This is a genomic window from Marinomonas sp. 63XJN7_7_ISO-PGPR-S23-202, assembly GCF_056173505.1.
Genome location: NZ_CM149677.1, coordinates 1,524,791 through 1,545,165 on the forward strand (window position 1 = coordinate 1,524,791; position 20,375 = coordinate 1,545,165).

Below are 20,375 nucleotides of genomic sequence, written 5' to 3' on the forward strand. Positions count from 1 at the left end.
AGCTTAATTGGGACAACCACCTGTTGAGATTAATTCTCTGGCTGTCTATTAGTATAAGTGTGTTATAAATGAGGTTATATGATTCGGCCAGCAAATGTCTCCGATGTAGATGTCTTATCAGTGTTAACCTATGAAGCGTGGGAGGGGAGTTTGTTTCCTCTACTCAATACAGAAGTGGTCTCTTCGTTGTCTGTTGGGTGGTTTGCTGAGGCATTAAAGGAAGACATAGCTTGTGATGTTGTTTGCGTCGTGGTTTATGAAGAAGATAATGAAATTCTTGGCTATGCCGCTGGGAAGTGTCCCTCTGAGCGTTCTGATTTCGAGATACTGCGGTTGTATGTTCATCCGGATGCTCAGGGTTTAGGAATTGGTCGTAAATTGTTTTTAGAAATGAGAACTCAATCCATCGCTTTAAATAAATCACAAATGATCGTGTGGACTTTGCTTGGAGCGGCTAATAACGCGTTTTATAGGCGTCTGCTACCTGTTGAGATCACGAATAGAGATATTTCTATATTTGGCTTTAAATACAGTGGTATAGGGTATATTTATTCGTTGTAGATTGAAGAGTTCTAAACCAAGTCAGTAGAGCCCTCTCAGGGGTTGATCTAACACTTGCTTCCCATTTTTCAGCATTGATATGGCGGTTTTGCTGACTCGTCTTATGACTGAGGCTGCAATAGCGACGTTGTATTGATGGTCTAAAATATAAGCTGACAGAATTTTCGTAAGCCATGGTCAAGCAAAAATATCTACAAAATTGATTGGTCTATTCCTATACTCTTATAGGATGAGTATAAGCATAATACTCCCGTCTTTTTATCGCGTGGCAGCAGCTTCCTATTTACTCAGGCTGTTTGCTGATAATGATGCAGGTTGTTCGTTGGCGACTGTGACATCTGCGTTGTTGTGTGCATTCCCATAATTATCTTCTGAACGGGTACAAGCAGTAGAATACATAATGACAAACTATAACTATATTCCCCAAACCACCGTTATTAGCCAATCTGAGTTGATTTTGTCATTAACCACTGCGTTAGATATGACGGAGGGTCAGCCGGTTGAGCATTGTATGCGGTGTTGTTGGATAGGCATGCACATCGGAAAAGCTCTGCAGCTTAATGAGCAACAGTTGTACGATCTATTTTTTACCATACTTTTAAAAGATACAGGGTGCAGTAGCAACGCCGCGCGTATCTGTCAGTTGTACGGCACGGATGAACGTCAACTGAAAAATGGCTTTAAAACCATGGATACTAGCTTAATTGGTGCCGTACGCTTTGTAATGAAAAATGCTGGCTCCAATCAAAATTGGTATCAGCGTTTACGAACCACGTTGGATATTTTAAAAAATGGCCCGCAATACGCCAATGAGGTGATTCATACCCGCTGTACACGTGGGGCAGACATTGCTCGTGAATTATTGTTTGATGAAGACGTGGCACAGAGCATCTACAACCTTGATGAACACTGGGATGGCGGTGGTTCGCCTCACGGGGTGACGGGTTCTGCGATCCCGTTGTACGCCCGTATTGCTCTAACATCACAAATTATAGATGTGTTTCATCACTCACAAGGCATGTCAGCGGCCATCAGAGAGCTGCGTAAGCGGTCCGGTTCGTGGCTGGATCCTGAGCTGGTGACAATTGCCATTAGCCTACTGAAACAAGATGCCATTGTTGCTCCCTTAAGAGCCGATAGTATCAGTGAACAAGTCTTGGCCATTGCGCCAGTTAGTGCGAGCGAGGCCACGACGGATGACTACTTTGATCGCATTGTGAAGGCATTTGGGTCGATTATTGATGCCAAAAGCCCATTTACCTCAGGGCATAGTGATCGCGTTGCGTTTTTCAGCGATATGATTGCAACAGAGCTTGGTTTACCAGAAGCGGATCGGCTATGGATTCGTCGTGGCGCGCGTTTACATGATCTTGGTAAACTTGGGGTCAGTAATACGATTTTAGATAAGCCTGGTAAGCTTGATGAGGATGAGTGGAACGCGATGAGACAACATGCTTCGTATACCTACGATATACTTAAGCTCATCACGCCGCTAGAGCGTTTTGCTTATATGGCGGCCTCGCATCACGAAAAGCTGGACGGTACGGGCTATCCGCATGGGGTGCGGGATGACGATATCTCACTGGTCACCCGCATTATTACCACCGCTGATATTTTTGATGCGATTACGGCCGAAAGGCCATACCGTCAGGCTATCCCGGTAGAGAAAACGCTGGAGATTATGCAGGACAGTGTTGGGACTGCCATCGACAGTCGTTGCTTTGACGCACTAAAACGCATTATTGCAACGCAGCCAGATGAGATTGCCAAGTTGGTTTCGTTGCACACATAAAGACCGACATCAATTTCTTCATCCTGAATAATTCTTAAGCTATAAAGCGCGATACAATGTAACCATAAGAATAGGTGTAGCATGAAAATAACATACGAAGAAAATGTCCCAAGTCCGCAGGAATTCTGCGAAATGCGCGTAAAAGCAGGCTTATCAGCCAAGTCTTTAAAGGCGGCCACAATTGCCCTACCAAATAGCCTGTATGGAATTTCAATACGACAGGGTGGGGATTTGATTGCTATGGGGCGTGTCGTTGGCGATGGTGCCTGTAATTTTGAGATCGTGGATGTGGCCGTTGACCCAAAGCATCAAGGGAAAGGGTTGGGGCGAAAAGTGATGGAGTATATTGATCACTATTTATCATCCGTTGCTTTAGAAGGGTCATATGTTTCAATGATTGCGGATGAACCCGCCTTTTACGAAAAATTGGGATACAAACTTGTTGCTCCCTCTTGTCAGGGCATGACAAAAAAATTCAAACCACACGCATGATTGAATATTAGAAAGCGATAAAAGTGCTTTACGATTTCGTTTCTCTCGCGCGTAGTATTTATTCACTCATTTATATTATTTTCCCCACTATTTAATAAATCTATTAAAGCTATTGTTTATTTCAATCTATTAGGTGTTGACTGATGATAAAGTCAAATACATTGGAAAAAATGTGCCATATTTTGATAGAAAAATGATGAGTTTTTATAAAAATAAATGAACTCCCTCTGTGTCATAGAGTCTAAATATTCGAAAATAATGCAGTATATCAATTACTTAAAGTGTGTTTTCACGGTTGATTAAGTCAAATAGAAAAGGTGCCAAATCTTGATAACTTCGGTGAAACCGTCGACGTATACTCGAACTTACTCTATGAAAGCATCACCCAAAGTGTCATCTATCTATTGAGTGGTCTGCTAATTCTGACGAGTGTCTGACGGCTTTGCTTTTTTAAATCAAAAAGGTTGTCGGTATAAATAAAAAACACAGAGGAGCGTTAAATTGAAATATCCTAAATCCATCAGAGCGATACATTGGCTCAGTGCAGCAATTATAATAGGTTTGCTCGCTGTTGGCATCTATATGACCCCTTACAATGAAGCAAATGCGGCATTCGAAGATAAATTATATTTTTGGCATAAATCATTTGGGTTGTTGCTTTTTATTATTGTTATAGGGCGTCTTATTTATCGAAGGAAACGCTCTTTACCCGCGTTGCCCAGTGGTATATCAGGACCTGAAAAGAAATTAGCAAGACTCGCCCACATATTATTCTATATTTTAATGATTGTTATTCCTATATTGGGATATATTCAATCTAGCAGCTATATATACAGTAATGGGGTAAGTTTTTTCTTCTTTGATTTACCTGAAGTGATACCAAAAAATAACCATATATATGAAATAGCCAATGCATTACACAAGTGGCTAGCCTTTGTATTGATAGGTCTTATTGTTGCTCATGTACTAGGGGCATTAAGACATAGATTTTTTGATAAAAACAAAGATAATGATGTATTGGGCAGAATGCTTTAAGCACTTTATATCATACTCATAATATCCTATGTCGGTCTTGGATGATGGCTAAGATGGATAATCAAGGAACGTTTCTAAGTATAAAAAGCGGATCAGCCTATCCGCTTTTTTGCATTTTTACTCTTATAAAGAAGAAAGTCCACAACACGCTTGTAGCTGTCCTATCATCCGCTTTTTCCATGTAAAGCTTTATATTTTAAAAGTGAGTAAAAAGAGTTGTTTGAAGGGGCGGGTATGATAGGCTTTCTTCTACTGACTAGAAATATTTAGGAGTTTGATATGAATGAGTCTATATCAGGGGAATGTCATTTATAATAGGATAGGATCATAATATGAATGTAGAAGTAACCACTCAGCCAGATCCATCCGATATTGACGAAATTCGTGCCGGGTTACGTGAGCATAATAGTCCGTTTCTCGGTGATGTTTATCATACGGATGTCGCTTGCTATTTGCATGACGAGTACGGAAAAAAATTAGGTGGCTTAGTGGGGGAGATTTGGGGACATTGGCTAATGGTTAAGTTTCTATGGGTCGATGAACACCACTTGAACAAGGGGCTGGGCCGTCAACTATTAAACAAAGCCGAGGAATTTGCTCGCAGTAAGGGCTGTCAATCCAGTTTTCTTGATACCTTCAGTTTCCAAGCGAAACCATTTTACGAAAAGCAGGGTTATAGTGTACAAATGACGCTAAACAACTTTCCGATTGAAAGTAGGCGTTATTATATGACTAAAGTGCTGTGAGTGGGTGAAAGCCTACCAGCATGGTTGCAGGCTTTTATCCCTGCATTCTGCTAATTACATGGAGGACAAATGAGTATCAGAATTATTGAAGTTGTCGATTATCGAGATGAATGGCCTGATCAATTCAGTCAAGAGAAAGCACTGATTCAATCTGTATTCACGAATGATAATGTTGAGGCCATTCATCACATTGGTAGTACATCGGTAAAAGGGCTTTGTGCTAAACCAATCATTGATATTCTTATGGAAGTAAAAAACTTGGAAGTGCTAGATGATGAAAGTCATTTGATGGGGGCGCTTGGCTATCTTGCAAAAGGTGAGTTTGGGATTGCAGGTAGGCGCTACTTCCAAAAAGGTGATATACAGAGAAGTCATCAGGTACATGCTTTTTTGTCAGGTTCGGTCGATGCGAAAAGGCATCTTGCCTTTCGAGATTATTTAATCGCTTTTCCTCATATTGCGTCAGAGTATGCTTCCATTAAGCGAGAAGGTGCGGCAATATGTCAAAATGATGTAGATATTTATTGCGACCACAAAGATAGCTTTGTTAAAGAACATGAAGCGAAAGCGTTAGATTGGAAGTTTGCTTAACGACCCATTCATGAAAAATAAATAGTTTATTTTTTCTTAAAAATGACCTAAATATGGAAGGTTTAATGTCAGAGAATCATAATCCATTTCAAAACACTAAATTCAAAGGTTTTGAGTTTTCTAAATCAGATATGACCGGTGCTAAGTTTAATGCTGTTGATTTAACTGACTCATCCTATTGGGCTGTTTTAAAAAATGCTCAATTTACTGACTGTGATTTAGAATTTTGTGTGTTTAATGATGTTAATCTAGCCGGTAGTCGCTATGAGAATATCAACTTAAGTCATGCCTCATTTCATAATATAAATATGTCTAGTGTGTCTTTTAGTAGTTTGAATTTAGAAAATACTGAAATAAATGATGCAAACTTGGAAGGCATGAGAATTAACGGGGTGCTTGTTACTGACCTTTTTGAAGCTTATGAGAAAAAGGCGAGTTCAATGAGGGACATGGTTTTAAATAATATTCGTGCAAGGTTTTCTTCAGTATTGGATATTGTTAATTCGCTAACCCCAGAGAGTTATACCGCTTATCTTAATGTTGAGAAGAATAAGTCCGTTGGTGACCATATGTGGTGTATTGTAGGGGCACGAGAAAGCTATTCACAGTCACTGATTGAAGGGCAGTGGGCAGGCTTTTCTTGTTCACTTGATTCAACAGAAAACCCCGCTGAAGCCGTGAAAAAATTAACAGCTTCTGCCGCCATATTTGAAAAGGCGATTTCAGGCATTGAGGATTGGACAGGTGAACGCGAGGCGTTGTTGTTAAGTCTGCTTGAGCACGAAGCCACTCATGAAGGTCAGCTTATTCGTCATCTATTAGCCTTGGGCGAATCATTGCCAGCATCCGTCAAATGGGCCTAGTTAAGCTGTCAGCTCAGATGAGCTAGTATGCTTTAATAAGGCAGCTGTGAGCGATGAATAAGCTGTGTCTGTGTTGTATACCTATAACTTGTTTAATTGACTGACGGCATCAACAATCTGCCTTGCTCCCGTCTGTATTTCGCTCATCACATTGCCTGCTTCGTTGGATAAATCGAGCGCTTTATGTGCTTTCCCCATGCTTTCTTCAATCAGTGATACGGCTTTTTCAGTCAGGAGCTTATTGTCTCCCACGACTTGGATGATTTCTTCTGTCGCAGAGCTTGTTCTAGAGGCTAGCTGTCTGACTTCATCCGCGACGACTGCGAAACCTCGGCCTTGTTCACCTGCTCGTGCTGCTTCGATGGCGGCATTAAGGGCAAGCAGGTTTGTTTGATCCGCGATGCCTCGTATGCTCTCTACTAGGTTGGATACTTTGGTGGACTGAGTATTGAGCTCACCGATACCTGTACTTGCGTCCCCCATTTGTGCTGACAGTTCATCCATAGTCTGGATAGTCGATTCTAAAACGCTCATGCCTTTTAGAGTGTTTTCATCCGTTGCCTTTGATATTTCATAGGCAATTTCAGAGGTTTCTGTAACGGCGAACTCTCTCTTCATTTGCTCCGTGATCACGGTGGCTAATTTGATAACTTTATACAATTGACCACTGTCATCATGAACGGGATTGTAAGAGGCTTCTAACCAAACAACATTGCCATTGCTATCTAATCGCTTAAATCGATTAGAAACAAAGGCACCAGAGCGAAGTTGCTGCCAAAAATCATGATATTCCTGAGATTCGGCTTCTTTTGGCTCACAGAATATTCTGTGATGCTTTCCAATCACTTGGCTTTTTGAGTAGCCCATGGTTTTCAGAAAATTGTCGTTAGCGTTTAAGATGATGCCTTCTAAACTGAATTCAATAACAGCAGAGGAGCGATGTAGGGCCATTAAGATGTCTTCCATTTCTTTGGATTGCGAAATGGTTTTGGTTAATTCAGCACTATAGACCTCTAAAATAACAGAATTATCTGCTAATTTTTTAGGCTGAATGGTTGAGCGGTACCACATTTCTTTACCGTGTTTGTTTTTAATCTGCAAAGCACCATGCCAATGTTTCTTCTCTCTCATCGCAGACAGCATTTTCTTACAATGTTCTTTTTCTAAGGACTTTTCGAGGATCAGGTCATTAAGGTTTTTTGTGACGAGTTCATTTTTTTCATAGCCAATGGAAGCGGTGAATAACGAATTGACATCGAGGATTTTTCCCTCTGGAGACATGGCGAAAAACAACATCTCCTGCTGAAGGCCATTCTGAGTCTCTTGAAATGAGGCCAGCTCTTTTTCTAATTCGGCAATATGAGCTAATAATTTTTTGCTACCAAACATCCGCTTATTCCTTACATATGATTCGACTGTCTTCAGCGTAGTGGATGTTTTCTATGAACACGATACTATTTTTGTAGCAATTAATTAAAATGAAAAATGAGTGGTACCTATAAAGCCGCGTGATATGTGGCCGTAGCATTTCAAGAAGAAACGAAAAATAGTCTATTTTTCGTTTCTTCTTGATCGTCAATGGGTCTGATGTTTTGCTTTTATTATCTTCTGTTTAATCGACAAGTGGGCCGCCATTGTCTTTTAACATTTTTTGTAAGGTGCAGAACACCTCAGGCGATTGACGAACGCCGTCGTGTTCATAGCTGTTGGTAAGCCAGACTTGGGTGTTAGCGACTTGTTTGGCGGTTTTTAGTGATAGCTCCCTTGGCACGTACATATCGTTGTAATAGACGGCGGCCACAACGGGCACTTTGTTATTGGCGAGTTTGTCTAGATCATAAAGTGGCGCATAGTCTTTGTATGCGGCTAAGGCGTGAGCAGCCTCTTTAAACGGGCGTAGGGCTGTTATTTGATCAAACATCCACGGATACATCATTTCTCCTGTGAACATTAGGGGCGTTTGTGTTGTATCAAATGTGTTATCTTGCTGACGAACCAGCTGTGCTGCCCAGTTTGTGGCCTCATTGGGGCGGCCATAGATGCTTTCGTGGATCACAGCAAACAATGGGCCTTCGTAGTAGTTGGTTAGGTGCATGACTTGTTCTAAGAAGGTGTCAGAGAGCTTATCTGGGTGACTGCCTGCAAAGGCTTCATCGATCAGCCAATGGAGCTGATCAATGCCTGGGCCCATCCCTAAACCAATACCGAGGGTTTGAAAACGCTCCACAGTCAGTTGGTCGCCATCGGGCAATAGTACCTTGTCCTTGCAAAGTACTTGAACGATGTTTTCTATGGTACGAGCGTCTTCTGGATAGCGAGTGTAATAGGCTTGGTTTTTCTCAATGAGTCGCTCTGTTGTTAATTGATAGACCTGCTGAGCGTTTGCTTCTAGCCCTGCAAGCCCTCCGGTAATGTAGCAAGCTGCCAAGCCTTCTGGTGCTTTTGATAAGTAGACCAGTGTAATAAAGCCGCCGTAACTTTGGCCCAGAGTTTCGAATCGACGACCTGAGTAGACGGTTTTGCGTAAGTGTTCGCAGTCTGCCACGATGCTGTCGGCACGAAATTTTAACAAATAATCCCGACCTTCTTCCGCGGTCATACGGCTGATAAGATGACGGTCTATACGGCTGCTTCGACCTGTGCCTCGTTGGTCTAATAAGATGACTCTATGGGTTTTAAGGGCTTCAATCAGCCAAGGAAGCGAGTCGGGCATGGGTCGAGGGGATTTACCACCAGGTCCGCCTTGTAAAAATAATAACAGAGGAAGGGCTTCGTTATGTGCTTGGGTAGAAGCGACCACTTCACGGGCAAACAAGGTAATCGTCGGGGCCTTGTCTGGGGCGCGCCAATCGAGCGGTACCTCTAGTTGATAGTCGGTAATGAGCATCCCTTTCATTGGGTATTGACGTGTTTGCATTTTCTTCATTCCCCTTGTTAGTCAATCGTTCAATGGAAGGATATTATCATAGGTACGATGTTTCTTGATCTCGTTTCCTTAGCGGGGTAATTTTATTGGCTCGAAGAGTGGCTTGGTGAAATCTTGTTGTCTTATCCTATTGTTTTACTGTGTGTTTATGGTGCGATGAGTGCGGTGACGTTTTGCTTATATGGATGGGACAAATCCGCCGCGAAAAAGCAGCAGCAACGCACGCCAGAAAAGACGTTGCATTGGTTTTCTCTTCTGGGTGGTTGGCCTGGAGCGTTACTTGGACAAAAGGTGTTTCGTCATAAAACCCAAAAGAGACGCTTTCGAGTGGTGTTCTGGCTAACGGTCGTTTTCAATCTGATTATGTTGGCTGGGTTGTGTTTTTTCCTCCAAGAGGGGATAGCGAAAGGCTGGCAAACTCTTGTTTTATGGTTTTGATGTTTTTCTAGTAGAACTCGTTGTTTAAGGAGAGAGGATGAAAGGTCGTTGTTTATGCGGTGCGGTTGAGTTTGCCATCTCTGGCGTGTTGCCAAAACTATATCAATGTCATTGTTCTCTATGTCGTCGGGTGTCTGGCTCTTCTTCTAATGCCGCAATGATTGTTCCAATGGCGCATTTTGCCTGGCAACAGGGGCAAGATGTGATCCGTCAATACAGTACAGAAACGGGGTTTAAATCGCATTTTTGCTCCCAGTGTGGCAGTCCTGTACCCAATATGACAAGAGATAACGAGAACTATTGGGTTCCTGCCGGATTGTTAGACGACCCTGCCGATACTCAGGTTGCTATGCATATATATACGGCGTCTAAAGCGAGCTGGGATGGGGTGTTAGAAGAAACGAGTCCCCCTAGTTATGAGGCTATGCCACCTGATGATGAGTTTATGACCTTATTACACCCTGATAAAAACCTTGTAGAAAGGAAAAAGTGATGACCTATCGAATTACCACGGATCTGGACGACATGGACTTTTCTGTGATTCATGGTTTTATCGCCAATAGTTATTGGGCGAAAGGTATTCCTGAGGTGACCTTACGAAAAGCGCTAGAGAATTCACTCTGTTTTGGGGTATTAACTGATGAGGGAGAGTTGGTGGCTTTTGCTCGCATGATTACTGACCGAGCAACGTTTGCTTATTTAGCGGATGTGTTTGTGTTGGAGTCTTATCGAGGGCTTGGCCTTAGTAAGAAAATGATGTCTGCCATTCTTGCTCATCCGGACTTACAAGGCTTACGACGAATGATGCTCGCCACGAAAGACGCCCATGGCTTATACAAACAGTTTGGTTTTGAAGCGATCGCGGAACCGGATCGTTTAATGCAGTATCTGCGGCCTAATGTGTATCAGGCCGCAGACTAGGTCATATTAACCAAAGCGACCGGTGATGTAATTCTTAGTGCGCTCTTCTTTAGGGCGTAGGAACATTTCATCGGTTTGCGCGACTTCCACTACTTCACCCATGTACATGAACACGGTTTTTTGTGAAACACGGGCGGCTTGTTGCATGTTGTGCGTCACGATAACGATGGTGTATTCATCACGAAGATCATCTAACAAATCCTCAATCTTAGTGGTGGATACTGGATCAAGTGCTGACGTAGGTTCATCCAATAGCAGTACTTGCGGTTTCAGGGCAATGGTACGAGCTATGCAAAGACGTTGCTGCTGACCACCGGAGAGACTCTGTCCACTGGCGTTTAACTTATCTTTCACTTCATCCCAGAGTGCGGCACCACGTAGGGCTTTTTCAATACGCTCATCCATTTCACGGCGAGAGGGTTTTTCGTACAAGCGAATACCATAAGCAATGTTGTCGTAGATAGACATTGGGAAAGGCGTAGGGGCTTGAAACACCATACCGACTTTCGCTCTTAATGCCGCAACATTGACTTTTGGATCCAGTATGTTTTCACCGTTAATGATGATTTCGCCTTTCGCTTCTTGCCCTGGGTACAAGGTGTAAATGCGATTAAGAATGCGCAGTAGCGTCGATTTACCACAGCCAGAAGGGCCAATGATAGCGGTGGTTTCTTTTTTACCGAATTCTAAGTTGATGTTTTTTAACGCGTGTGTATTACCGTAGTAAAAGTTTAAATCACGTACAGTAATATCAATGTCTGTCGTCAATGTGCTTTGTGATGATTCGATATTTAGCATTTCTGAAGGAGTCATGGTCACTTCCACAATTAATGTTGTGAGTTTGCAGAGCGTAAAAACACGCGCGAAATAATGGATAGAACAAGGATCGTCAGCGTGATCAGCAATGCGCCAGCCCAAGCAAGAGCTTGCCAATCAGGGTACGGGTTCATTGCAAACTGGAAGATCATTACTGGTAAGTTAGCAATAGAGTGTGACATATCCGTAGACCAGAACTGGTTGTTTAGGGACGTAAACAAGAGTGGTGCCGTTTCACCAGAGATACGAGCCACAGCCAAGATCACCCCAGTTGTAATACCCACTCGTGCCGCACGATAGCTCACACTTAGAATAACACGTGAGCGGCTTGCACCCAATGCATAAGCGGCTTCTCGCATACTGTTAGGGACTAAATTCATCATGTCCTCTGTGGTACGCACTACAACAGGAATCGCGATGATGGCAAGCGCAGCAGAACCAGCCCAACCAGAGAATCCTCCCATGGGGGCTACGATTATTTCGTAAACAAAAAGGCCAGCAAGAATGGAGGGTTTTGCTAATAAAACGTCATTCACAAAGCGAACGACAGAAGCTAACCAAGTGCCTTTGCCATATTCATTTAAATAGGTTCCGGCCAGTAAGCCAATAGGCGTAGAAACAAGCATGGCAACTCCTACCAACATTAAACTACCGACAATGGCGTTGGCTAAACCGCCAGATTCTCCTGGAGGAGGCGTCATTTCGGTGAATAATGTGGGTTTAAAGGCAGAAAACCCTTCATAAAGAAGCACACCACAAATCCAAACTAAAAACGCGAGCACGAATAACGTGGCCGCAAGAATTAGTATACGAGATACGAGGTTGGCAAAATGACGACGTCTAACGACTGCGTTCACGGTCAACTCCTAGGTTGAAATTCGATTAAGCATCATACGGGCAATGGCCAGCACGATGAAAGTGATAATAAACAACAATAGACCAAGTGCCATCAAAGAAGATGAATGGATTTGTGTATAGGCTTCTTGGAATTCATTGGCAATGGTCGAGGCGATGGTGTTACCTGGCGCAAAAATGGAAGCCGTAATACGGTTCGCGTTACCAATAATAAAGGTAACCGCCATGGTTTCACCTAATGCACGGCCTAATCCTAGGAAAATAGACCCTGCCAAACCAGTACGACAGTGCGGAATAATAATCGCTTTAGTCACTTCCCAATCTGTTGCACCAATGGCAAAGCCACTTTCTTTTAGTCGCTTAGGTACGGTATCAATAACATCGCGCATAACAGAGGCAATAAAGGGAAGAATCATTATGGCCAGTACAATGCCCGCTGTTGCCATGCCGATGCCAATGGCAGGACCTTGAAAAATGGTGGACAGTATTGGCACATTCTCAAACAAATTAATGATCGGGCCTTGAACGTAGTCTGCAAACATCGGGGCGAAGAAAAAAAGCCCCCACATACCATAAATGATACTTGGAATGGCAGCTAACAATTCAATGGCAATTCCTAAAGGGTGACGTAACCATTTAGGCGCTAATTGAGTAATATAAACGGCAATGGCAAAGGCCAAGGGTACAGCTATTATGATGGCAATAGCGGAGGTGATGAGTGTCCCCGCAATGGCGGGTAAGGCACCAAATTTTTCGGTAACAGGGTTCCAGTCGGATGTCCAAATAAAACCAATACCGAACTGTTTTAAGGCAGGCCACGCACCAATGGTTAAAGACACAAAGAAGCCGCCTAAGATCATTAGAATGAATAAGGCAGCGCCAATAGAAAGCCATTTAAATGTTTTGTTAAAGGCTTCGCCGTTTAGAAAACGTGGAGGCCGCTGGAATTCACCAGCGGTCTCGTCATGCGCTTTCGTACGATTATTTACGAGCGTCATGTTGGTATTACTCATGTATTAAGAACCCATGTAGACAGAGTGACCGTCAGCTTTTAGATCTTTTTTCCAAGCATCGCGAATCAATGTTTTCACGCTGGCAGGGAATGGTACATAGTCAAGCTTAGCGGCCGCTTGGTCGCCGTTTTTGTATGCCCAGTTAAAGAATTTTAACACGGCTTTTGTTGCTTCAGGGTTTTTAACATCTTTATGAAGCAAGATAAAGGTTGCAGCGGTCATCGGCCAGCTCTTAGCACCAGGTTGGTTTGCTAGGATTAGGTAGAAACCTTTAGCGTGTTTCCAGTCTGCACCAGCGGCAGCTGCTTGGAAGTTTTCCATCGCAGGAGAAACGATTTTACCATCTTTGTTTTTCATGCGAGCGTAAGTCAGTTTGTTTTGTAGAGCATAAGCATACTCAACGTAACCGATAGAGTTTTTCAACTGAGATACGTAGTTAGAAACGCCTTGGTTGCCTTTACCACCAGTACCCACAGGCCACTGAACAGAGGCATCAACACCTACGTCTTTTTTCCAAGCTGGAGAAACGTCAGCTAGGTAGTAAGTAAAGTTGAAGGTTGTACCAGAACCATCTGCACGGTGAACAACAGAAATGCGGCTATCAGGAAGTTTTACACCTGGGTTAAGCGCTTGAATTTCTTTGTTGTTCCAACGCTTGATTTTACCTAGGTAGATGTTAGCAATGGTTTTGCCATCAAGAACAAGTTCACCAGGTTTGATGCCCTTAACGTTAAGGATTGGCACGATGCCGCCCATAACCGTTGGGAACTGCATTAAACCCGCTTTACTAAGTTCTTTTGGAGTAAGAGGTTTGTCTGATGCACCAAAGTCAACGGTGTTTGCTTTGATTTGCTTGATACCACCGCCAGAACCGATTGCTTGATAGTTTAGCTGAACACCTGTTTCTTCGTTATAAGATTGAGCCCATTTTGAATAAACAGGGTATGGGAAGGTTGCGCCAGCACCAGTAATTTGGTCAGCAGCGAAAGCAGGCGTTGCTGTGATTGCGCTTGCCGCTGCACAAACAGCTAGACTTGCAATAATGCGTTTCATCAGAGTTATCTCCTAAAATCGTTTCAAATTGTCATTCGAGAACTAACATTGCAGCCATCATTTGGCGGCTTGTCCTAATCGCTTTATTTATCCAAGGACGCGAGTCTTCGTGAGTTGCTGTCCTGGTGACAAATAATGGATTTCTTTTGTGACAGTTTCATGACCGAATTGTCATATAGTGTCAGATCACAGGAAAAAACTTTCGAGATCTTGCTGTTTGCACATTGCTGAGGTTATTTTGAAAAGTATTAAAACGACATCGTATTTTTTTAACTTTTTGATTTTTAATGAATTATTTTTTATATGTCGTGTGGTATTTACTTTTGAAAGGAAGATTTTCGCTATCTTTGCATAAAAGTGTAAAAAAAATGCAAGTAAGTGTGCTGTTATGTTGCAAAGTTTTTTTGTCACAATACGGGCTTTTTTGATTCTATCTTAGTGGGATAATGGTACATCTAGGCAATGATTAATCCGTTACAAATGTTTCAGTTGGATATAAACTGATACAACTTGATCAAACTGAAACGGTTTAAAAAACAAATAAAGGAGAGGGTTATGACGCAGCGAGTTCAGCAAGGTGACCTGCAGATTGATGAGAATCTGTGGCGTTTAGTCAATGACGAGATTGCTCCAGGAACAGGCATTGAGCCTGCACAATTTTGGCAAGGCTTTGAAGAGGCGCTTTATGAGTTAGCCCCGAAAAATAAAGCCTTGTTGGCCAAACGTGATGATCTGCAATCACAGCTTGATCATTGGTACCTTTCCCATCGAGAAGAAGAGCATGATGCCAAGGCGTATCAGCAGTTTTTAAAAGAGATCGGCTATTTATTACCAGAAGGCGCGGATTTTACGATTACCACACAAGGGGTAGATCAAGAAATTGCTGAGCAAGCGGGTCCACAGTTGGTTGTTCCTGTTAAGAATGCTCGTTTTGCTTTAAATGCTGCTAACGCTCGCTGGGGAAGTCTATATGACGCCCTTTATGGTACGGATGCCATCTCAGAAGACGAGGGGGCGGAAATCACCAAAGCCTATAACCCGATTCGTGGTGAGAAGGTCATTGCCTTTGGTCGTCAATTATTAGACCAAGCCGCTCCTCTTGAGCTTGGTCGTCATGGCGTCGTCACGTCATATAAAATTGTTGATGGTCAGTTAGAAGCGACGTTAGCGTCGGGGGAAACCGCGAGCCTTGTGTCACCTGAAAAATGTGTTGGTTATCAAGGTGAGGCGGATCAGCCAAGTGCGATTTTATTTAAAAATAATGGACTGCATATTGAGATCCAAATTGATGGAACATCACCAATTGGCAAAACCGATAAAGCGGGGGTCAAAGATTTATTAATCGAAGCCGCTGTGACCACCATTATGGATTGTGAAGACTCTATTGCCGCTGTTGATGCCGAAGACAAGGTGGAAGTGTACCGTAATTGGCTTGGGTTGATGAATGGTTCTTTAGAAGAGCGCTTTGAAAAAAATGGCCAGACGATGGTTCGTCGTTTGCACCCTGATCGCACCTACAAAGCCTTGCAAGATGGCGAGACAGTCACGCTACCTGGTCGTAGTTTGCTGTTTATTCGTAATGTGGGTCACTTGATGACGAGCTCTGCCATTTTGGATAAAGAAGGTAATGAGATTCCAGAAGGGATTATGGATGGCTTTATCACGGCCTTTGCGGCGATGCATGATTTAAACGGTAAGACCGCGCATAAAAACAGTCGTTCCGGTAGTATCAATATTGTTAAACCGAAAATGCATGGACCAGAAGAAGTGGCCTTTGCCGTTGAATTATTTGCGTGCATTGAAAGCGTGCTGCAACTGAAACTCAATACCTTAAAAATCGGTATCATGGACGAAGAGCGACGGACGACAGTCAATTTGAAAGAATGTATTCGTGCTGCGAAGGATCGAGTGGTCTTTATTAATACCGGCTTTTTGGATCGCACGGGGGATGAAATTCATACTTCTATGCTAGCGGGTCCTTTTGTTCCTAAAACGGTGATGAAGCAGCAAGCTTGGATTAAAGCCTATGAAGATTGGAATGTCGATATTGGCCTTGAATGTGGTTTGTCTGGTAAAGCGCAAATTGGTAAAGGAATGTGGGCCATGCCGGATGAAATGGCGGCCATGCTAGAGCAGAAAATTGCTCATCCAATGTCTGGGGCGAATACAGCTTGGGTACCCTCTCCTAATGGTGCCATTCTGCACGCGACTCACTACCATACGGTGGATGTGCGCGCTCGACAACAAGCGTTAATGAGCAGGGAGCGAGCCAGCTTAGACGACATCTTAACGCTGCCCATTATGACAAATTCTGGTGCTTTATCTTCTGCTGACATTGAAGCGGAACTGGATAATAATGTTCAAGGTATTTTAGGGTATGTGGTGCGCTGGATAGATCAAGGCGTCGGTTGCTCGAAAGTGCCGGATATTAATAATGTGGCACTAATGGAAGATCGAGCCACCTTGCGTATTTCCTCACAGCATATTGCCAATTGGTTAGAGCATGGGGTGTGCAGTCGTGATCAAGTGATGTCGTCACTAAAGCGTATGGCGAAGATCGTGGATGAGCAGAATGCGGATGATCCGCTCTATGAATCCATGGCGCCCAGTTACAGTGGTATTGCCTTTACAGCGGCATGTGACCTGATATTCAAAGGCAAAGAACAGCCATCAGGCTACACTGAACCCTTGTTGCATGCTCACCGTATTGCGAAAAAAGCGACTCAGTCTGCTGCATAACGCTCATTTTTCTAAACGCTAGAAAGAAAACCCAAAAAGCGAACCCAAGTGGTTCGCTTTTTCTTGGTTTGAACTTTATGTAAAAGCGTGATTCATGTGCAAGTTTGCTCTACAGTAAATTTTTAACCTTTGGAAAGGGATTTTTTATGCTCGTTATCGCCAGCATTGCGACCGCGTTGATTGCTTTGTTACATATTTATATCTTGGTGTTAGAGATGGCTTTATGGGATAAGCCAAAAGGGATGAAGGTCTTTGGGCTGAAAAAAGAGTTTGCGCAAGCAACAAAAGTCATGGCGGCCAATCAAGGTTTGTACAATGGCTTTTTGGCGGCGGGCCTTATTTGGGGACTGATATTAACGACCTTCGAGCACGCCGTTGCACAGGGTCAAGCCATTCAGATTTTCTTCCTATCGTGTGTGGTGGTGGCGGGTGTGTTTGGTGCGATCACATCAAGTAAAAAAATACTCTTTGTTCAGGGATTGCCAGGGGCTGTGGCATTAGTGTTGGTCCTGTTAAGTTGAGTCTCTTTTAGCTGTTTTAGCGGCTGACAGGGATGGTAAAGGAGACAAGCGTCGCTCGATTAACAAGAAGTCGCTATAATGGCGAAAATTTTTAATGGAGCTCTCTCTTGCATACCCTTGAACAACTGAATAGTGGCGAACTAAAAGGCATTACCCGCCTTCAGCTTAGTGCTCATTTAACGGAGTTTCCTGAGGCGATTTATGACCTAGCGGACAGTCTGGAAATATTGGATCTTTCTGGTAATCAGCTTAGTGAACTGCCTGGGGATCTCCATCGTTTCACGAAGTTGCGTGTGCTTTTCTGTTCAAACAATCTGTTTACGCGTTTGCCCGATGTACTAGGGCAATGCGAAAAGTTGGAAATGATTGGCTTTAAACACAACAAGATCGTTGAGGTTCCTGCCTGCTCGTTACCCAAGGTAACTCGTTGGTTGATTTTAACTGACAATTGTATTGAAGCCTTGCCTGAATGCATGGGTGAATTGCCTCGTCTACAAAAGCTGGCATTGGCGGGGAATCGTTTAACATCACTGCCTGATTCTTTGGCAAGTTGTCATAATCTGGAGTTGATTCGTTTGTCTGCGAATCAACTGACCTCGTTTCCCGAAGTGTTACTCACTCTGCCACGTTTAGCATGGTTGGCTTTTTCTGGTAACCCATTTTGCGCCGCTAGAGACACACATGACGAGTTTAAGACGGTCGCCTATGACGATGTTGTTCTGCATAATTTATTGGGGCAGGGCGCGTCGGGGATGATATGGCAAGCGTCTTGGCGTCATAACCCGTTGCGTTTTGCTGATACGGTGGCAGTGAAGGTCTTTAAGGGGGAGGTTACGAGCGACGGCTACCCAGAAGATGAGCTGGATGCCTGTTTGTCCGTTGGTGCCCATGACAATCTTGTTCGGCCACTGGCAAAAATACGTGAAGCCGCTTGCTCTGCTTTGGTCATGGATCTGATTCCGAGGGATTATGTTAACTTAGGGCAACCTCCGAGTTTGGCGTCTTGTACTCGAGACACTTTTACCCAAGGCCAAGCGTTTTCCAGCGCCACGGTTGATTATATTATTGAGCAGATGCAAAGCTTGGTGTCGCATTTCAAGCAAAAGAAAGTCTCACACGGGGATTTGTATGCTCATAATGTCCTGATTAATGCAGAAGGACATATCTTATTTGGTGATTTTGGCGCGGCCTCAAAATATGCCAACTTGCCTGAGCATCAGCAAAGAGGGATTGAACGTATCGAGCAGCGTTCTTTGGACTTTTTTATTGAGGATATGTTGTCGTTGGTGGTGTGATATAAGAGGCTCAATAACGATAGACTCAGACATCCAACGAATAATAAAGATTCGTTAGACTGTCTGTTCTATGAATTGAGTGCTATCGACATGGTTTATTCTGCTTATTTTATACAGGGCTTTTATGCCGATTATCTCATTAGCGAACACTGTGGTAGCGCGGTAATCTATCCAAGCGTTTTCTTAGAACAACTTGATAAAGTTGTAATGAACGACTTCTGAATGCGCCAGCGCACACTTTCAAATAGTAGGACCACATACGATAGAAACGCTCACTGTACTGGTCTTTCAGTTCAGGCCAGGCCGCGGCAAAATTCTGATGCCATGCCATTAAGGTTTTATCGTAATCGGGTCCGAAATTGTGTACATCTTCAATAACAAAGTACGGCTCTACTGATTCGCTGATTTGTTTCAGAGATGGAATCACACCATTGCGGAAAATGTATTTATCGATCCACGGGTCGGTGCCACTTTTGCTTTGGTCGCCGCCTATGGTGTGAAGCACAAATGTGCCATCGTCTTTCATTAAACGATGGGCGGTACTCATGTAAGTATCGTAGTTTTTTGGCCCTACGTGTTCGAACATACCAATGGAAACCAGTTTGTCATATTGGCCCTCCATGCTGCGATAGTCTTTTAGTTCGATATCGACGGGCAGGCCTTGGCAGCGTTCATCCGCTAATTTTTTTTGCTCTTTCGAAATGGTCACACCCGTCACGCTAACGCCATATTCTTTGGCCGCTATTTCGGCAAAGCTCCCCCAGCCACAGCCAATTTCGAGAACCGATTCGCCTTGTTTGAGCTGTGCTTTTTCACAGATTAAGCGCAACTTATTTAATTGTGCTTCATGTAGAGTCTTCGCTTCGTGCCAATAGCCGCACGAATAGGCCATTGTTGGATCCAGCATGGCTTGATATAAATCATTGCCGGCATCATAGTGTTGCTCACCAACTTGATAGGCTCTTTTCTCGGATTGTCGATTGAACAGAGTGGCCATAAGCCAGTGACGTAGCATAACCCAGCGTCCAGTGACTTGCTCATTTAACTGGGAGCTGATGATGCGAGAGATAAATTCATCAACTTGTTCGCAATCCCACCAACCATCCACATAGGCTTCTCCTAGACCGAGAGACCCCTGACGTATGACTCTGTCCCAAAGAGCCGTATTATGTATTTGTGGATCCCAAGGTTTTGATCCATTAATAACAATACCGGCTTTTTCAAGGTTGGTGGCTATCCATTTTTCGACAGGAGAGGAAAAAGCAGCTTTCGTGGAAGAGTGTAGCGTTTGCTCGTTGCTCTCACTGTTATGTGACATGGTGTTTTCTTCGTTGAGCTGTTCTGTTGTGGCACCCATTTAAATCTCCTTATCATATTGTCTGATATGGTTTTATATAAATCGGAAACATTTTTTTTATAATAATCTTTTGAAAAATAAAGCCTAGACTCAAGAATACTATTAAGATTATTGGCAAATCTTATCAAGCTGAAAAGTGTTGTCAAATGACGAGAAAAGCAAGACAAAAGTAGTTATATTCTTTTATCTGGTAAAAATAGCATCTTTACAGATTATTTAAAATCCTTTCTAATTGCACGAAATGGTAAAGTTTGAATCAATTAAAGGGGCATTTGCGAGGCGGTTTTACGGTACTTGCTGCGAAAAAAAACGCATTTGTACAGACAAATGCGCTATGGATGAGGGGGCTCTCTAGTTAGTC

The 20,375-nt window shown here is 43.3% G+C and carries 20 protein-coding genes; 13 read left to right on the forward strand and 7 right to left on the reverse strand.

Annotation, left to right across the window (positions count from 1 at the left end; all coding sequences use genetic code 11):
* The first annotated feature begins 78 nt into the window (after nucleotides 1–78).
* From AC0VYG_RS06975 to AC0VYG_RS07005, 7 genes are all read left to right on the forward strand, one after another.
* On the forward strand, nucleotides 79–561 hold the full coding sequence (locus AC0VYG_RS06975; protein WP_475431595.1) for an N-acetyltransferase family protein: 483 nt from the start codon (nucleotides 79–81) through the stop codon (nucleotides 559–561).
* Between the two features lie 400 nt (nucleotides 562–961).
* A complete protein-coding gene (locus AC0VYG_RS06980; protein WP_475431596.1) occupies nucleotides 962–2,353 on the forward strand; it encodes an HD-GYP domain-containing protein in 1,392 nt (463 codons plus the stop codon).
* Between the two features lie 81 nt (nucleotides 2,354–2,434).
* Nucleotides 2,435–2,845, forward strand: coding sequence for a GNAT family N-acetyltransferase (locus tag AC0VYG_RS06985; protein WP_475431597.1), 411 nt, complete (start codon nucleotides 2,435–2,437; stop codon nucleotides 2,843–2,845).
* Nucleotides 2,846–3,346: 501 nt separating this feature from the next.
* Nucleotides 3,347–3,880 carry a cytochrome b gene (locus tag AC0VYG_RS06990; RefSeq protein ID WP_475431598.1) on the forward strand — a complete coding sequence of 178 codons (534 nt, stop codon included), beginning with the start codon at nucleotides 3,347–3,349 and terminating at the stop codon, nucleotides 3,878–3,880.
* Nucleotides 3,881–4,212: 332 nt separating this feature from the next.
* Nucleotides 4,213–4,626 (forward strand): GNAT family N-acetyltransferase, encoded by a 414-nt coding sequence (locus AC0VYG_RS06995; protein ID WP_475431599.1) that lies wholly within the window; start codon nucleotides 4,213–4,215, stop codon nucleotides 4,624–4,626.
* A gap of 69 nt (nucleotides 4,627–4,695) precedes the next feature.
* A complete protein-coding gene (locus AC0VYG_RS07000) occupies nucleotides 4,696–5,217 on the forward strand; it encodes a GrpB family protein (protein WP_475431600.1) in 522 nt (173 codons plus the stop codon).
* Between the two features lie 65 nt (nucleotides 5,218–5,282).
* Nucleotides 5,283–6,080, forward strand: coding sequence for a pentapeptide repeat-containing protein (locus tag AC0VYG_RS07005; protein WP_475431601.1), 798 nt, complete (start codon nucleotides 5,283–5,285; stop codon nucleotides 6,078–6,080).
* Between the two features lie 81 nt (nucleotides 6,081–6,161).
* Here AC0VYG_RS07005 and AC0VYG_RS07010 read toward each other — a convergent pair whose 3' ends face one another.
* Both AC0VYG_RS07010 and AC0VYG_RS07015 read right to left on the reverse strand, forming a co-directional pair.
* Complete coding sequence (locus AC0VYG_RS07010) at nucleotides 6,162–7,469, reverse strand: methyl-accepting chemotaxis protein (RefSeq protein ID WP_475431602.1); 1,308 nt, start codon at nucleotides 7,467–7,469, stop codon at nucleotides 6,162–6,164.
* A 223-nt stretch (nucleotides 7,470–7,692) separates the two neighbouring features.
* Nucleotides 7,693–8,997: an alpha/beta fold hydrolase gene (locus AC0VYG_RS07015; protein WP_475431603.1), complete on the reverse strand. Its 1,305-nt coding sequence runs from the start codon at nucleotides 8,995–8,997 to the stop codon at nucleotides 7,693–7,695.
* Between the two features lie 123 nt (nucleotides 8,998–9,120).
* On the opposite strand from AC0VYG_RS07015, the gene AC0VYG_RS07020 reads away from it, so the two are divergent.
* From AC0VYG_RS07020 to AC0VYG_RS07030, 3 genes are read left to right on the forward strand one after another with little or no spacing between them, the layout of a single operon-like run.
* Nucleotides 9,121–9,444: a DUF1294 domain-containing protein gene (locus AC0VYG_RS07020; RefSeq protein WP_475431604.1), complete on the forward strand. Its 324-nt coding sequence runs from the start codon at nucleotides 9,121–9,123 to the stop codon at nucleotides 9,442–9,444.
* Between the two features lie 37 nt (nucleotides 9,445–9,481).
* Entirely contained in the window at nucleotides 9,482–9,937 is a 456-nt protein-coding gene (locus AC0VYG_RS07025) for a GFA family protein (protein WP_475431605.1), read from the forward strand.
* The gene (locus AC0VYG_RS07030) at nucleotides 9,937–10,365 is read left to right on the forward strand and encodes a GNAT family N-acetyltransferase (RefSeq protein ID WP_475431606.1); all 429 of its coding nucleotides are present in this window, start codon (nucleotides 9,937–9,939) and stop codon (nucleotides 10,363–10,365) included. Before AC0VYG_RS07025 ends, AC0VYG_RS07030 begins: the two co-directional genes overlap by 1 nt.
* Nucleotides 10,366–10,371: 6 nt before the next feature.
* Here AC0VYG_RS07030 and pstB read toward each other — a convergent pair whose 3' ends face one another.
* Genes pstB through pstS form a run of 4 tightly spaced genes read right to left on the reverse strand, consistent with a single transcriptional unit; the run spans nucleotide 10,372 to nucleotide 14,102 of the window.
* Nucleotides 10,372–11,178 (reverse strand): phosphate ABC transporter ATP-binding protein PstB, encoded by an 807-nt coding sequence (gene pstB, locus AC0VYG_RS07035; protein WP_475431607.1) that lies wholly within the window; start codon nucleotides 11,176–11,178, stop codon nucleotides 10,372–10,374.
* Nucleotides 11,179–11,192: 14 nt separating this feature from the next.
* Nucleotides 11,193–12,038, reverse strand: a complete 846-nt coding sequence (pstA, locus tag AC0VYG_RS07040; protein ID WP_475431608.1) for a phosphate ABC transporter permease PstA — start codon at nucleotides 12,036–12,038, stop codon at nucleotides 11,193–11,195.
* A gap of 9 nt (nucleotides 12,039–12,047) precedes the next feature.
* On the reverse strand, nucleotides 12,048–13,049 hold the full coding sequence (gene pstC, locus AC0VYG_RS07045; protein ID WP_475431609.1) for a phosphate ABC transporter permease subunit PstC: 1,002 nt from the start codon (nucleotides 13,047–13,049) through the stop codon (nucleotides 12,048–12,050).
* 3 nt (nucleotides 13,050–13,052) lie between these two features.
* Nucleotides 13,053–14,102, reverse strand: a complete 1,050-nt coding sequence (gene pstS, locus AC0VYG_RS07050) for a phosphate ABC transporter substrate-binding protein PstS (RefSeq protein ID WP_475431610.1) — start codon at nucleotides 14,100–14,102, stop codon at nucleotides 13,053–13,055.
* Between the two features lie 555 nt (nucleotides 14,103–14,657).
* Between pstS and AC0VYG_RS07055 the strand changes: the two genes are divergently transcribed.
* The 3 genes from AC0VYG_RS07055 (at nucleotide 14,658) to AC0VYG_RS07065 (ending at nucleotide 18,657) form a co-directional block, all read left to right on the forward strand.
* Nucleotides 14,658–16,841 (forward strand): malate synthase G, encoded by a 2,184-nt coding sequence (locus AC0VYG_RS07055; RefSeq protein WP_475431611.1) that lies wholly within the window; start codon nucleotides 14,658–14,660, stop codon nucleotides 16,839–16,841.
* A 146-nt stretch (nucleotides 16,842–16,987) separates the two neighbouring features.
* Nucleotides 16,988–17,362 (forward strand): DUF1304 domain-containing protein, encoded by a 375-nt coding sequence (locus AC0VYG_RS07060; RefSeq protein WP_475431612.1) that lies wholly within the window; start codon nucleotides 16,988–16,990, stop codon nucleotides 17,360–17,362.
* Nucleotides 17,363–17,469: 107 nt separating this feature from the next.
* Nucleotides 17,470–18,657, forward strand: coding sequence for a leucine-rich repeat-containing protein kinase family protein (locus tag AC0VYG_RS07065; protein ID WP_475431613.1), 1,188 nt, complete (start codon nucleotides 17,470–17,472; stop codon nucleotides 18,655–18,657).
* A 139-nt stretch (nucleotides 18,658–18,796) separates the two neighbouring features.
* On the opposite strand, the gene cfa is transcribed toward AC0VYG_RS07065, so the two are convergent.
* The gene (gene cfa / locus AC0VYG_RS07070) at nucleotides 18,797–20,014 is read right to left on the reverse strand and encodes a cyclopropane fatty acyl phospholipid synthase (RefSeq protein ID WP_475431614.1); all 1,218 of its coding nucleotides are present in this window, start codon (nucleotides 20,012–20,014) and stop codon (nucleotides 18,797–18,799) included.
* Between the last annotated feature and the right edge of the window lie 361 nt (nucleotides 20,015–20,375).